The organism is Bacillus sp. FSL R5-0603, assembly GCF_038050295.1.
GTDB classification, from domain to species: domain Bacteria; phylum Bacillota; class Bacilli; order Bacillales; family Bacillaceae; genus Bacillus; species Bacillus subtilis.
In genome coordinates, this window is the sequence record NZ_JBBOYP010000001.1 from 2,414,696 (window position 1) to 2,429,269 (window position 14,574).

The 14,574-nt window shown below is 43.6% G+C and carries 16 protein-coding genes; 1 reads left to right on the forward strand and 15 read right to left on the reverse strand.

Going from position 1 to position 14,574, the window contains the following annotated elements; all coding sequences use genetic code 11:
• Positions 1-108 precede the first annotated feature (108 nt).
• The 11 genes from NYE56_RS12320 to rpsU form a co-directional block, all read right to left on the reverse strand.
• The gene (locus NYE56_RS12320) at positions 109-480 is read right to left on the reverse strand and encodes a diacylglycerol kinase family protein (protein ID WP_015384119.1); all 372 of its coding nucleotides are present in this window, start codon (positions 478-480) and stop codon (positions 109-111) included.
• The gene (gene ybeY, locus NYE56_RS12325) at positions 461-934 is read right to left on the reverse strand and encodes an rRNA maturation RNase YbeY (RefSeq protein WP_003230039.1); all 474 of its coding nucleotides are present in this window, start codon (positions 932-934) and stop codon (positions 461-463) included. The genes NYE56_RS12320 and ybeY overlap by 20 nt, the downstream gene beginning before the upstream one ends.
• Entirely contained in the window at positions 935-3,070 is a 2,136-nt protein-coding gene (gene pgpH / locus NYE56_RS12330) for a cyclic-di-AMP phosphodiesterase PgpH (protein ID WP_010886570.1), read from the reverse strand.
• A 78-nt stretch (positions 3,071-3,148) separates the two neighbouring features.
• The gene (locus NYE56_RS12335) at positions 3,149-4,108 is read right to left on the reverse strand and encodes a PhoH family protein (protein ID WP_014477373.1); all 960 of its coding nucleotides are present in this window, start codon (positions 4,106-4,108) and stop codon (positions 3,149-3,151) included.
• Entirely contained in the window at positions 4,105-5,301 is a 1,197-nt protein-coding gene (yqfD, locus tag NYE56_RS12340) for a sporulation protein YqfD (RefSeq protein WP_003230033.1), read from the reverse strand. Before yqfD ends, NYE56_RS12335 begins: the two co-directional genes overlap by 4 nt.
• A gap of 18 nt (positions 5,302-5,319) precedes the next feature.
• Entirely contained in the window at positions 5,320-5,601 is a 282-nt protein-coding gene (yqfC, locus tag NYE56_RS12345) for a sporulation protein YqfC (protein ID WP_003226191.1), read from the reverse strand.
• Between the two features lie 56 nt (positions 5,602-5,657).
• Positions 5,658-6,077, reverse strand: a complete 420-nt coding sequence (locus NYE56_RS12350) for a hypothetical protein (RefSeq protein ID WP_341283912.1) — start codon at positions 6,075-6,077, stop codon at positions 5,658-5,660.
• Between the two features lie 24 nt (positions 6,078-6,101).
• Positions 6,102-7,097, reverse strand: coding sequence for a flotillin-like protein FloA (gene floA / locus NYE56_RS12355; RefSeq protein ID WP_003230026.1), 996 nt, complete (start codon positions 7,095-7,097; stop codon positions 6,102-6,104).
• Between the two features lie 21 nt (positions 7,098-7,118).
• Positions 7,119-8,432, reverse strand: coding sequence for an NfeD family protein (locus NYE56_RS12360; RefSeq protein ID WP_268555547.1), 1,314 nt, complete (start codon positions 8,430-8,432; stop codon positions 7,119-7,121).
• Positions 8,433-8,562: 130 nt separating this feature from the next.
• Positions 8,563-9,009 carry a GatB/YqeY domain-containing protein gene (locus NYE56_RS12365; protein ID WP_003230022.1) on the reverse strand — a complete coding sequence of 149 codons (447 nt, stop codon included), beginning with the start codon at positions 9,007-9,009 and terminating at the stop codon, positions 8,563-8,565.
• A gap of 14 nt (positions 9,010-9,023) precedes the next feature.
• Positions 9,024-9,197 carry a 30S ribosomal protein S21 gene (gene rpsU / locus NYE56_RS12370; RefSeq protein WP_003152957.1) on the reverse strand — a complete coding sequence of 58 codons (174 nt, stop codon included), beginning with the start codon at positions 9,195-9,197 and terminating at the stop codon, positions 9,024-9,026.
• Positions 9,198-9,369: 172 nt separating this feature from the next.
• On the opposite strand from rpsU, the gene NYE56_RS12375 reads away from it, so the two are divergent.
• The gene (locus NYE56_RS12375) at positions 9,370-10,293 is read left to right on the forward strand and encodes a Na/Pi symporter (protein WP_341283913.1); all 924 of its coding nucleotides are present in this window, start codon (positions 9,370-9,372) and stop codon (positions 10,291-10,293) included.
• Between the two features lie 35 nt (positions 10,294-10,328).
• On the opposite strand, the gene mtaB is transcribed toward NYE56_RS12375, so the two are convergent.
• The 4 genes from mtaB to dnaJ are packed head-to-tail and all read right to left on the reverse strand — an operon-like array spanning position 10,329 to position 14,564.
• Positions 10,329-11,684: a tRNA (N(6)-L-threonylcarbamoyladenosine(37)-C(2))-methylthiotransferase MtaB gene (gene mtaB / locus NYE56_RS12380; RefSeq protein ID WP_003230017.1), complete on the reverse strand. Its 1,356-nt coding sequence runs from the start codon at positions 11,682-11,684 to the stop codon at positions 10,329-10,331.
• Positions 11,684-12,454, reverse strand: coding sequence for a 16S rRNA (uracil(1498)-N(3))-methyltransferase (locus tag NYE56_RS12385; RefSeq protein WP_038829708.1), 771 nt, complete (start codon positions 12,452-12,454; stop codon positions 11,684-11,686). Before NYE56_RS12385 ends, mtaB begins: the two co-directional genes overlap by 1 nt.
• A 22-nt stretch (positions 12,455-12,476) precedes the next feature.
• The gene (prmA, locus tag NYE56_RS12390) at positions 12,477-13,412 is read right to left on the reverse strand and encodes a 50S ribosomal protein L11 methyltransferase (protein WP_032726187.1); all 936 of its coding nucleotides are present in this window, start codon (positions 13,410-13,412) and stop codon (positions 12,477-12,479) included.
• A gap of 24 nt (positions 13,413-13,436) precedes the next feature.
• Positions 13,437-14,564 (reverse strand): molecular chaperone DnaJ, encoded by a 1,128-nt coding sequence (dnaJ, locus tag NYE56_RS12395; RefSeq protein WP_003230010.1) that lies wholly within the window; start codon positions 14,562-14,564, stop codon positions 13,437-13,439.
• Positions 14,565-14,574 lie beyond the last annotated feature (10 nt).

A 14,574-nucleotide genomic window follows, 5' to 3' on the forward strand; every position in this document is an offset into this window, starting at 1 on the left:
CTCTCTTACCTATAATGGTACCGCTATCACTTTATATTTTACATAATCGCGCGCTTTTTTTCACGCCCATTTCTAAAAATGTAAAATAAATGTAAGAATTTTCAGCCATTACAGCTTTGGCAAAAAAATAAGTAAACCAATGATACACGAAATCACGGCAAAAACGCAAACAGCCCCGGCGGCAGCGTCCTTGGCCGCTTTAGCAAGAGGGTGATGTTTGTCAGTTATTAAATCAACTGTATGTTCAATGGCTGTATTTAAAAGCTCAAGCGAAAACATACCGCCTATCAAAAGGAATATAATCATCCACTCAATCATGCTGAGCTCTACAAGGAAGCCGCAAATGAGAACAGCGCAGGCGGCTGCGGCATGAAATTGGAAATTCCGCTCCGTCCGCGCTGTTTCCCAGATGCCCCGGCCTGCATGCACGAAGCTTTTGAAGAATCGCTTCAGCTCATTTCTATGATCTTTTGAGTCCATAAGCGTCCAGCAATTCCTTTTGCTTAGTAAACATCTCCTCTTCTTCCTCTTTCGTCATATGGTCATATCCTAAAAGGTGCAGAAATCCGTGTACAGCTAGAAATCCGAGCTCTCTTTTAAAAGAATGATTATACTCCTCTGCCTGCTCTCTTGTGCGATCGGCACTGATGATAATATCACCTAAAACCGGAGGCATTTCGGCGCCCACGATTTCGATCTCGCCTTCTCCCTCTTCTTCAAGAGCAAATGAGATGACATCTGTCGGAGCATCCTTTCCCCGGTATTCTTTGTTAATCTGATGTATGTCATCATTGGAAACAATCGTGACAGAAACTTCAGCCTGGTCTTGAACGCCTTCACGTTCAGCAGCAAATTGAAGCAGATTTTCTACTTCTTTGAGCATCTCTTCTGAGACGCTTCCTGTTTCATCAACGATATCAATCAGTAAACTCATCTATTTCACCTTCTTAGTAGCCTCCGGATATTCAATCCGGGAGTGGAAAATTCCTTTTAATGTTGCACAGAGCGTTTTTGCGATTGTATCCAGCTCTTTAAATGTCAAATCGCATTCACTGAACTGTCCGTCCTGAAGCTTATCGGATATAATACCCCGGACAAGCTTTTCAATTCGTTCAGGATTTGGATTGTGCATGGATCTGACGGCCGCTTCAACACTGTCGGCAACTGATATAATTGCGGCTTCCTTTGACTGCGGCTTCGGCCCCGGATAACGGAACTCTTCCTCTGTAATCTGGTCGCCTTTTTCCTTCGCTTTATAGTAAAAAAACTTTAAAAGCGAGGTTCCATGATGCTGCTCAGCAATATCGACAAGCTCTTTCGGAAATTTATAGCTTCTCAGCATATTCGCACCGTCTGTCGTATGCGAGATAATAATATTTTTACTCAACTGAGGTGACAGCTTGTCATGCGGATTGTCAATATTCATTTGGTTTTCAATAAAATATTGCGGGCGCTTTGTTTTTCCGAGATCGTGATAATATGCGCCGACTCTTGCAAGCAAACCATTAGCCCCAACCGCTTCACAGGCTGCCTCTGATAAATTGGCAACCATTACACTGTGATGATATGTACCTGGTGTTTCTGTCAGTATTTTGCGCAATAGCGGATGGTTAGGATTAGACAGCTCGAGCAGCCTCATGGTGGATAAAATGCCAAAGCCCGTCTCAAAAAACGGCATCAGGCCGATGATCAATACAGATGAAGCAAATCCCGACACAACCCCCATGAGCATTAACGTGCCGATTTCAAGACCCGACAGCGCAGTGTTCTGGATTAATAATAAGGATAGAACAACAACCATATTAATAAACGCCACGAAAAGTCCGGTCTGCAAAATCTTTGATCTTGCATTGTGTTTTCCTAAAAATAATACACCTGAAATGCCGCTGATCAAATAATAAATCCCTATGACATAATTGAATGTTCCTGTCACACCCTGATTAAACATCATACTTCCGCAAATCGCAAGAATGATACTTCCCAAAATGGCAATGCGTTCATTCATCAGCAGTTTGATTAAGATGGCGCCGGCCGCAATGGGGACCAGATAGCCGATATTATTATACTCCATCTTCTGAAACAAACTGACAACCTCCATGATCACAAGCAAAAGTGTTGTGATAATCGAGAATAACAGAATGGATTGATTTTTAAACTTCAGATTTTGTTTCTGTTTTTCAAAATAATATACAAGTGTTGCAATGAAAAGTCCAATCATAATCAATAGCCCGCTGATCGGTTTAAAGAGATTTGAGTTATTTAATAACCCGGTCAGCTCAAGTTTCCTGTACACTTCCCGATCAATGAGGTCATTTTCTTCCACGAGCACTTGTCCCTGTTTGATTTGAACCTGCTGGACATTATCTGAGGCTTCCTGCCGTTTTGCCTCTGTTGCTTTCGGATCGAAGACGTAATTCGGAATAATAGCAAAACGCCCGATTTCTGTCGCGGCTCCCAAGTATTTAGACGGAATAGAATTGCTCTTTAGCTCTTTTTCTACCTTATCCTTTGCATCAGATAGTTTATCCGAAGGGATTTCACTGCTCATGACCGTATTTACTGCGGTAATGACCGTATCTCTGACAAAAGAAAAGTCTTCGCTGTCTGCTTTCAGCAATGTCTTGATGGAATCCTCCGATATAGAATCATTCACATCTGAAGTCAATTTGTCCTTTACAGATTTGACCATTGATTTTTCCGATGGTGATTTACTGCCTTCTTCCGATGATTTTTTCACTTCACTAATACTGTCGAATATTGATGACACAAGGTCAATCCGATTGTCTGTATATTCTTTTTTTAATGTATATTGATCTTCAACCGCGTCCTCAGCGGCTTGCTTTTTTTCCTCCGTGGCTTTTTGATCTTCCACGGTTGCCGGAGCATAAATGGTCTTGTCGCTGACTGAAAACAGGTCTAAATCAAGTGTTTCCGGCTTAACATGTACAAAGAGCAAAGCAAACATAATGGCAGCCAGCAGAAGATACAGCAGTACATGCATGGAGCGAGCATTTTTAAAACTGCTCCATTTTTTTGAGCTGCTTTTGGTCTTAGCCTTCTTTTTCAACACAAGAACCTCCTCTTGAAACATCAAGCCCATAAGCAATCATAAAAATGACCCGATAACGCGCGATCGGGTCATTCAGCATTAATTTTGCTTATCGTATGCTTCAATAATTTTCGCAACAAGCGGATGTCTGACCACGTCTGTCTGGTCTAGCTCAATCATAGAAATGCCGTCTATTCCTTTCAGCATCTCCTTCGCTACTGCAAGTCCCGATTTGACGCCTTTCGGCAGATCAATTTGGCTGACGTCACCTGTAATGATCATTTTAGAGCCAAAACCCAGTCTCGTCAAAAACATTTTCATTTGAGCAGGCGTGGTATTCTGTGCTTCATCAAGTATAACATAAGCATCATCGAGCGTCCGTCCCCTCATATATGCGAGCGGAGCAATTTCAATGATGCCTCTTTCCATCAGACGTTCTGTATGATCTGCCCCAAGCACATCATGGAGAGCGTCATACAGCGGGCGCAAATAAGGATCTACTTTTTCTTTTAGGTCACCTGGGAGAAAACCGAGGCTTTCACCGGCTTCCACGGCAGGTCTTGTTAAAATGATTTTTTTGATATGTCCGTTTTTTAAAGCATGGACTGCTTTTACGACAGCCAGGTACGTTTTCCCGGTTCCCGCCGGACCAATGCCGAATACAAGGTCATTCCGCTTCATAGCGGCCACGTATTCCCGCTGTCCCATTGTTTTTACACGGATTGATTTACCTTTTGCGTTTTTTGTAATTTCTTCTTCATACATGCTTTCAAAGTATTCAAGTTCATTCTTCTTTGCCATTTTGATGGCGTAAATCACATCACGTTCAGAGATCTCTATCCCCTTGCGAATTAAAGCGAGGAGCGATCCCAGCAGCCTGTCTGCAATCTGAAACGATTCATCATCGCCTGAAACATAAATCGTCTCGCCGCGCGTAATGATATTTACATTCAGATCTTTCTCCATCAATTTCAAAAAAGAATCTTGGTTCCCGAAGAGTGAAAGCGCCTCGTCCGGGTTTTTCAGTTTTTGATTCATCGCAAGTAAATGTTCTGTCATTCTTCAGTCTCCCTGACAATAGGTGTGGTTTGAACGATATCTTCTATAACTTGGTAGAGAATAATCAACTTTACTTTACCATTCTCAACAGTCTGGTGCAAAACTTTTTCACTTTTCACCTCGCCGTTTTCGCCTATTTTATCCTCTACATCCTGTTTACCCAATTTAATGCCTTCTTGAACTGCTTCTTCTTTCGTATATTTTCGTAAAGCCTCTTCACTTTCTCTCGTTTGCTCTTTGACATAGGATACAGGGAGCTTAAATCCGAGAAAATGAAGCGAATGCTTTTCTTGTTCTGTTTTTGGATGCTTCAATTCCTCTTTTTTAAACGTCATCCCCCAGATCGGGATTGCCAAAGAACCAAAAGAAAGCTTGTGCTTTGTCCTTACTTTGCCCGTATAGACGTTAAATAATGTTTCAAGCGGGACTGTCACTTCTGATCTATACCAGGTTTCTCCGTAAATTTCTGCTTTTGAGGCGACTTCTTGCTGATGGTCTTCGCTGCCGATCAGTCCCGAAACAAGCAGCTGCCCCTTTTCAACATGATCGTGTATGGCGGCCATGGGCTGTCCTTTTTGCACAAACATTCTCGTAATGGTTGCTTTCTTTTTGGCGACAATATTGCGCGGGCTAACATACTTTTCTTTTTCGGGCTCATTTTTCTCCACAACTTTCATGTGAATGGTCGTCCCCTTCAGATCAACTCCGACCCAAGTGATATTGTCTATTCCATTGGTTAATGATTTCTGTATTTTTTCGGGCGACATCATTAAAAACTGCAGACGGCCCTTTTTGACGCCGATTTCATTAAGATGCTGCCTCATTTGATGTTCTGTTTCAGGCTTAGCGCCTGTCACATCAATTTTCCACACCATATTGGACAGCAAAAACAAAAGGATGAAAAAAATCGCAAAACCGATCGTAAACCCTATATTCAGCTTTGATTTCAGCAACAGGAAGGGAAATCCCTTCCGATTGATAAATCGGGCTTTACATTTAAATTTACTTCTCACCCGCCGAAAGGCATGTACATCCTGAAGCTGTATATATAACGATACGGCTTCTTTCTTTTTTTTGACATGAAAGACCGGAATCCCCTGTCTTGTGCATTCATTAAGGAGCCGCTCAATCCCTCTTCCCGTCAATTCAAGCTGGACCTTACCCGAAAAAAAAGACAGCCATTTATTTTTCACAACATTTCCCCCTCGGCTTTATGACTCAACATATCGAACGACATCAATCGTACCCTCCAAAAGTATCTCTTCCGGAAGAATCGCCTTGATGACAAAATTTTTACCAGATATGATGCACTGGCCCTGCTTCAGCATCAGCCTCACTTCATTCTCACTGAAAAGCAAAAGGCCTCTGTGGTTTTCTATGTAGATATGAAGTCTGCCAACCATTGTAATCCTCGGCAGATCCATCATAACGTCCGGGGGAATTTCCAATGCTCTTGTCAGCCAAGCTTTCATACGATTCTTTCTTTGCCCCATACAAAAAGAACCCCCTTTCATCTCATATGTATGATTTGAAAGGAGGTTCTAACACTTTAATTTTTACGGGCCGGGCGCATCGTACGGTGAGGTTTTTTCGCCCGTGGAGGTCCGAACACCTCTCCTAGAACGATCCCCTGTACAACGGTGTCTTTATTCACCTGAAGCATTTTTTGTTTTGTGTATACTGTTTTTTGTTTGGCAGCAGCAAGATCTCGTTCCAGCCCTTTCAGGTTTCTTTCTGTTTCCCTGCGTCTTTCTTCTGCTTCCCGTCTTGCCTGTTCCATACGGTTAGGGATAGGTGCAGGGGCATCTTCTTTTGACTGCTTCTTTTGAGGAGAAGCAGATTGCACGTGTTGAGGTTTTTTTCTTTTTTGGCTGTTTTCCTTTTCATCTTTGCTCTTTTTGCCGAAAATCGCAGAAATGATTCCGATGATCGCTGCAATAATAAGCGGATTGGTCAGTAAATCTTCCATCAGCGTTCTCCCTTCTTAGAGAGATTATGATTTGCGGTCTTCATCCGAAGGGTCTTTCGTCAGCTTGCCGAATGAATCACGCATTTCTGTGTCAGCATCGATGTTCTTGATATTCATGTAATCCATGACGCCAATATTCCCTTCACGCAAAGCTTCTGCCATCGCAAGCGGCACTTCCGCCTCGGCTTCTACCACTTTCGCGCGCATTTCTTCTACGCGGGCACGCATTTCCTGTTCTTGAGCGACAGCCATCGCACGTCGTTCTTCCGCTTTTGCCTGCGCGATGTTTTTATCAGCCTCAGCCTGATCGGTTTGTAAAATTGCACCGATGTTTTTGCCGATATCTACATCTGCAATATCAATTGAGAGAATTTCAAACGCAGTTCCTGAGTCCAATCCTTTTCCAAGGACTGTCTGAGAAATCATGTCAGGGTTTTCAAGCACTTTTTTATGATTATCAGATGAACCGATTGTAGAAACGATCCCCTCACCTACACGAGCTACAATGGTTTCTTCCCCTGCTCCCCCGACGAGGCGCTCGATATTCGCTCTTACTGTGATTCTCGCTTTCGCTTTCACTTCAATCCCGTCCATTGCGACACCGGCAATAAACGGTGTTTCAATCACCTTAGGATTAACGCTCATTTGAACAGCTTCCAACACGTCCCGGCCTGCAAGATCAATGGCAGCACAGCGCTCGAATGTGAGTTCAATGTTAGCTCGCTGAGCAGCGATAAGCGCGTTGACGACTCTGTCAACATTACCTCCAGCCAGATAGTGGCTTTCAAGCTGGTTTGTTCCAACATTAAGTCCCGCTTTATGCGCTTTAATCAGCGGGTTAACAACCCGATTCGGAATGACACGGCGAAGCCTCATCCCAACTAGAGTGAAAATGCTGATTTTCACTCCGGCTGCCAAAGCTGAAATCCAAAGCATTACAGGCACAAATGTAAAAAATACTGCCAAAACAATGATCGCTACTGCGACAATTGCCAGAATCATAAGTGTTGACGGATCCATATAACTTCTCCTCGTTTCTATTTAAATTTCTCTCACGACAATGCGTGAGCCTTCTACTTTAATCACTTTTACTTTTTTATCTTTTTCTGTAAACGATCCCTCCGAAACAACATCAAGGCGTTCATCATCAATAATCACGGTACCGGAAGGACGCAGCGGTGTAAAGGTTATACCCACTTTTCCCATTAAGTCCGTGCGCGTTTGATTTGAAACGTAGCCGCTCTCCGTGTTTGTAGAATCATTTAATATCAATTTCTTAAAGAATTTCATACGCTTTCCCAACACCCTTGTCAGTAAAATAAAAGCTGTAATCGAAACAGCTGAGGCGATCAAGAGAGAAACCGCCATGACAGTGAAGCTCCCCGCGGCTAAAAACAGGCTCGCAATAATCGCTCCCAAGCCCAGTAATCCAATGATTCCTCCGGGAAGAAAAATCTCAAGCAGGATGAGGATCACCCCTGCTATAAAGAGGAGAACCGTCTCATACCCGGCAAGGCCGGCTGCAAGATGCCCGTAAAAGAACAGCAATAACGCAATGAGTCCAGCCGTTCCAGGGAGGCCGACACCCGGTGAAAAAAGCTCCACCGTCAGACCTAAAAAAGCGATTGTCAGCAGAATAGGGACAATGACCGGATTCGTCAGCCACCTTGCCGTCTTTTCCGCAAAGCTCTCCTTTGCGTAGCTGATCTGCGCTTTTTCGAACCCAAGCTTCTTTACGAGCGTGGACAAATTGTCAGCAGTGCCTTCTGAATAGCCTACCTCAATTGCCTTGTCTGCGTTAAGTGTCAGCAGATCTCCCTTAGGCGCGCCGACTTCCTTGGCATCTATATCCGGGTCAGCCATTGCGAGCGCATATTTTGGATCGCGGTTATTTTTCACTGCGGCATCTTCCATCTCTGCCAGCCAAAGTGATTGAGCTTTTTGGTCAGCGGCATTGCCTTGGCCATCAACAATCGCGGCGGCTCCCATTTTTCCGCCAGGCGCCATATAAATGTGATCTGCTTGAAGTGCAATATATGCACCAGCAGACAACGCGCGTTTGTTGACATATGCAGTTACGGGGATCTCGCTTTCGGTTATCAAATCGGCCATATCAATAGCAGATTTGACCAATCCCCCCGGGGTATTGATATCAAGAATAATATGGTCTGCATGTGCATCCTTTGCGTCTTGTAACGAACGGGACAAAAACGAGGCGAGACCCTGTTCGACATTTTTTTCAACCGGAATCACATAAACAGTTTGTTTTTCTGCTTTTGCGTTCAGTTGTACGCCTAATAAAGAAAGCAATAATATACTCAAAAGAGCAGCACGGAATCCTTTGATTTGAAGCAAGGGCGGTGTATCCCTCCTTCCTTTTATAATAAGTGCCTTCTCTTCATACGTAACAAATGTATCAAAGGTTTCATTTTTTTATGTATAAAAAAAGACATCTCTCTTAGAAAGATGTCCTTTTCTTTGCCATTTAAGACAGTTGACTGCTCACAAGCTTATTAATTAAACTTCCGTCAGCTTTACCTTTTACTTTAGGCATAATTGCCCCCATCACTTTGCCCATGTCCGCTTTTGAGCTCGCACCGACCTCCGCGATGGTTTCATTTACGATTGTACGCAGCTCTTCTTCTGACAGCTGCTCAGGTAAATAAACTTCTAAAATGTCCAGCTCTTTTTGAACTTTATCTACTAAATCTAAACGATTAGCGTTTGAAAATTCCTGGAGGGAGTCTTTACGTTGCTTAAGTTCACGAGAAAGGACAGTGAGTTCCTCATCCTCGGTCAAACTGTCTTTCTTAAGCTTAATTGCTTCATTTTGAAGTGAAGCCTTAACCATTCGAACGACAGTCAGTTTGTCTTTCTCACGGTTTTTCATATACAGCTTCATATCCTGGTTGAGACGCTCAAGAAGACTCATAAATCCACCCTCTTTTAGAATTTGCGTTTTCTAGCAGCTTCAGACTTTTTCTTGCGCTTTACGCTAGGTTTTTCATAAAATTCACGCTTTCTTGCTTCTTGCAAAGTACCTGTCTTTGATACACTGCGTTTGAAGCGACGAAGAGCATCTTCAAGCGATTCGTTTTTTCTAACGACCGTTTTTGACATTCTCTTTCCCTCCCTCCGAATACACCAATCGACTACCTTTAAGTTACACATATAAACATGTACTTTGACATTATAATATAAGCCATCAGTCAGGTCAACTAAGTGAGTTCACTTTTCCGTCATGAGTGCGACTGCCTGTCTATATAATGAAAGAAAGGGGTTGGTGAATAGGATGTTAATTCTGATTAGCTTTACTGCTCTTATATTATTCTTTCTCGCAGGCATGAACATGCTTCGAAAGGGCTTAATTTCAATGGCGTACTCAAAAATTGAAGAACGTTTGCTTTTATTTACGGACCATCCGTTAAAAGCGTTTCTTATCAGCATTGTATTTACGGGGATACTTCAGAGCAGTTCAGCCTTTATGGTCATTGTCATCGGCTTTGTAAGTGCGGGCGTTCTTTCTTTTAAGCGGACGATACCGATGATTCTGGGGACAAATGTTGGCTCTACTTTTACAACTGAATTTATTGCTATCAAAATGGATATTTTGATTTGGGTTCTTTTAATAGGCGGTTTATTGTTTTTTCTGACTGGCAGGTATCCTTTGAAACAGCTGGGAACAAGCTTCCTCGGACTGGGCATCATCTTCTTTTGCATCAGCGGATTCAGCCACCTTGCCGGGCCGCTGACGAAGCTGAAAACGGGAGCCGACGTTCTATACCATGTTAACGATTCAAACTGGTCCGCTTTACTCATCGGGATGGTGTTAACTGCCATCATTCACTCCAGTTCTGTCTGTATCGGCATTTTGATGAGTTTTATGAATGAAGGGATTATCGGACTGACACAGGCGATGAACGTCGTACTCGGATCAAATATCGGGACATGCATTACAGCTGTCATGGCTGCTGTATCCGGCGGATATGCGGCGAAACAGACAGCGTATGCGCATGTGGTATTTAACGTGCTAGGGGTGGCTCTAGTATTGCCTTTTCTGACCGCAGCGACCGGCTTTGTAGAGCAGTTATCACCCGATCCTGCCCAAAGGATTGCTCATTTCAGTCTTTTATTTAATGTAGTAACAGCTCTTTTATTTCTTCCGCTTACAAACTTGTTTTACCGATTGATTCACCTTCTTATCCCGGCTAAATAAAAAACCGGTACATTTTAATGCACCGATTTTTTAGGTTAAGAAGACAAACGCATGTGTTCAGTTATTTCATCCTCAACCACACGGACAAACTGTCCTTCGTTGTAAGGATAACCTGCTTTTAGGATTTTGACTTTTACGATTTTGCCGATCATATCTTCCGTACCTTTGAAAACAACCTTCATATAATTGTCTGTGTAACCGACAAACATATTTTCTTCTTCTGTTTCCTTAAACGCTTCCTCAGGGATAATCTCAAGCACTTCATTTTCATACTGAGAAGCGTATTCTTTTGCAAGCTGGTCAGAAAGAGCAATCAGGCGGTGCACACGTTCGTTTTTCACGTTTTCATCCACTTGGTCTTCCATTCGCGCAGCTGGTGTTCCTGTACGTTTACTGTAAGGGAAAACATGCAGTTCAGAGAATTTATGTTCTTTAATAAAGTTATAGGTTTCCATAAATTCTTCTTCTGTTTCTCCAGGGAATCCGACGATGACATCAGAAGTAACAGCTAAGCCTGGCAGTGCTTTTTTCAATTTATTTAAACGGTCTGCAAAGAATTCCATTGTATATTTGCGTCTCATCCGTTTAAGCACTGTGTTTGATCCGGATTGGATAGGAATATGCAAATGATTCACTATCTTATCTGAGCGGTCTAAGACCTCGATCACTTCGTCAGTGATTTGGCTGGCTTCGATTGAAGAAATTCTGATCCGTTTCACGCCTTCCACACGGGTGTCTAATTCGCTCAAAAGCTTCGCGAAGTTGTAATCTTTCATATCTTCGCCGTAGCCGCCTGTATGAATACCCGTAAGAACAATTTCCTTATATCCGGCATCAACAAGCTGCTGCGCTTGTTTAATGACTTCTTCAGGATCGCGGGAGCGGAGCAGGCCTCTCGCCCACGGAATGATACAGAATGTGCAGAAATTATTGCAGCCCTCCTGTATTTTCAATGACGCTCTTGTCCGGTCCGTGAAAGCAGGCACATCAAGCTCTTCATATACTCTTGCTTTCATGATGTTACTGACACCGTTAATCGGCTGGCGTTCTTCTCGATATTGGTCAATGTAGCCAAGCATTTTTTCACGGTCCTGTGTTCCGACTACAATGTCGACACCGGGGATCGCCATAATCTCAGCAGGTGAGGTTTGCGCGTAGCAGCCTGTGACACAGATGACACCGTCAGGATTTTGACGAATGGCGCGTCTGATCACTTGGCGGCTTTTTTTATCTCCCGTATTTGTAACCGTACATGTATTAATGACATATACATCAGCTGTTTGTTCAAAGTCTCTTCTTTCATAGCCCGCTTCTTTGAAAAGCTGCCAGATTGCTTCTGTTTCATAATGGTTGACTTTACAGCCAAGCGTATGGAAAGCAACAGTTGCCATTACTGATCACCTCTTAATAACTCTGTTTGATAAGAAATCGCGCTCAACGCGTATAGCGGAGCGGTTTCTGTCCTTAAAATTCTCGGTCCAAGGCCGCACGTCACACCGTCTTGCTTTGTGAGCCGTTCAACCTCCGCTTCTGTTAAACCGCCTTCTGGACCAAATACGATCAATAGAGATGATCCTTTCGGAAGGCTGCTTACAATCGCGCTGAATGCGCTTATTTCCCCTTGCTTCGATGACTCCTCGTATGCAACGACACATTTATCGAAATCCTGCATCCTTTGAAGAAGCTGCTGAAAAGAATGGACATCCATCACTCGCGGCACTTCGTTACGGTACGATTGCTCAGCCGCTTCCTTTGCAATTTTCGTCCATCTTTCCCGCTTTTTCTTTGCCTTTTTGTCATCCAGCTTGACAACAGAACGCGCGGCTTGGAAAGGAATAAAGGCATGAGCTCCGAGCTCAGTCCCCTTTTGGATAATCCATTCAAGCTTATCTCCTTTCGGAAGGCCGCTCGCAATATAGACCTTTATCGGAAGCTCTCTGTTTTCATTCGTCCATTCTATCACAAGGCAGGACACTTTATCTTTGGAAACAGATTGAAGTTCACATTTTGCCTCGAAGCCGTCTTGAGAGCAGCAGATAATCTGATCTCCCTCATTCATTCTCATCACGTTCACAATATGATGAACATCTTCGCCGGTAATCGAAAAAGCCGGCGCTTCCTCTATTTGCTGCTTCGTGAGCTCGATAAAATATCGTTGCATACGCTGTGACACCTACTAACTGTTATTTTTTCGCAATAATGCTGACCCAATCTTCCATTGAAAGGATTTCTACAATGGTAAAGCCAGCTTGTTCCAGTGCTTCTTTTACTTCTTGTTTTTTATGACCGATGATTCCTGACGTAATAAAGTGGCCGCCTTCTTTTAACAGGCTGTACGCTTGTGAAGTAAAGCGAAGAATGACTTCAGCCAAAATATTGGCCACAATCACATCATGTTCCCCTTCAATCCCGTCTAACAAATTGTTTTGCTTCACTTGAGCAATATCGCTGACTTTGTTCAGCTTGAGATTAAGGCGTGCACTTTCTACAGCCACGGGATCAAGATCGTAGGCATGAACCGATTCAGCCTCAAGCATTGCAGCCGCAATACTTAAAATTCCCGAACCAGTGCCGACATCAATCACCTTATCACCCTTTTGCACAAAGCGTTCAAGCGCCTGAATGCAGAGTACGGTTGTCGGATGTGTCCCTGTGCCGAAAGCCATTCCCGGGTCCATTTCAATAATCAGTTCATCAGTATGGACCGGCGTATATTCCTCCCACGTCGGCACAATTGTAAACTTTTCAGAAATTTTCACAGGATGATAATACTTTTTCCAGGCAGTCGCCCACTCTTCTTCATTTACTTCAGAAATAGTGATCTGGTTTCTGCCCAAATCAATATTGTAAAGAAGGAGATTATTAATCGTTTCTTTAATGCCGTCTACAGTTTCGCCCAGAAAACTGTTAACCGGCAGATATGCTTTGACAATGACACCCTCATCTGGGTAATCATTGGGGTCGAGCTGGTAGATTTCCCCGTACACATTCTCACGTTCTTTAATTAAATCAAGCGGGTCCTCTATCACAACCCCACTTGCACCAGCTTCATGCAATATATTTGAGATAGGTTCGACCGCTTCATGTGTTGTGTGAATGCTTAATTCGGACCATTTCAAAACTACCAACTCCTCATCCAATAATTAATCGCCTTTAAACGCGCGTTTTACCTTGTCAAAGAAACTCATTTCCTGTTCGTCAGGCAGGTTTCCGCTGACTTCGGCAAATTCGCGGATAATGTCTTTTTGTTTATCAGTCAGATTTGTCGGCGTAACGACGCGGACGACGATATGCTGGTCACCCTGTCCATAGCCTCTGACATTTTGAACGCCTTTGCCTCTTAATCTAAATTTCGTTCCTGTTTGTGTACCGGCCGGAATTTTCAATTTCACTTTTCCATGCAGCGTCGGCACTTCTACCTCATCTCCAAGAGCAGCCTGAGCAAACGTTAACGGCATTTCGCAGTAAATATCATCGCCGTCACGCTCGAAGAACTCGTGTGCGCGTACATGGAACACGACAAATAAATCCCCGGCAGGGCCGCCGTTTATTCCTGGTTCACCCTGTCCCGAGAGACGAAGCTGCTGCCCGTCATCTACACCGGCTGGAATTGTCACGTTGATTTTCTTGCGTTTTTTGATTTTTCCTTTGCCGCCGCAGTCCGCACATTTGTTTTTAATGATTTTGCCTGTACCTTCACAGTGGTGGCAGACCCGTCTGTTAACGACTTTTCCAAACGGTGTATTTTGCTCCACGTTTAACTGGCCGGAGCCTCCGCAGTGGGAGCATGTTTCTGGATTTGTTCCAGGTTTCGCACCTGAGCCTTTACATGTTTCGCACGTTTCCTCGCGGGGAATTTCGATGGTTGTTTCTTTACCGAAAGCCGCATCCTCAAACGACAGGGTCATCGTATACTGTAAATCAGCACCCTGGCGCGGAGCATTTGGATCTCTACGTCTTGTGCCTCCGCCGAAAATACTTGAGAAAATATCATCGAAACCAAAACCGCCGAAATCGCCGCCGCCAAAACCTCCGCCGCCGAAGCCTTGGTTAGGATCAGTGTGACCAAATTGATCGTAATGCGCTCGTTTTTGGTCATCTGACAGCGTTTCGTACGCTTCTTTTACCTCTTTAAATTTTTCATCTGATCCGGCTTCTTTGTTAATATCAGGATGATATTTTTTTGACAGCTTCCGATAAGCTTTTTTAATTTCATCCTTTGAAGCGCTCTTACTTACTCCCAGCACTTCATAGTAATCACGCTTACTCATCTCGCTTCAC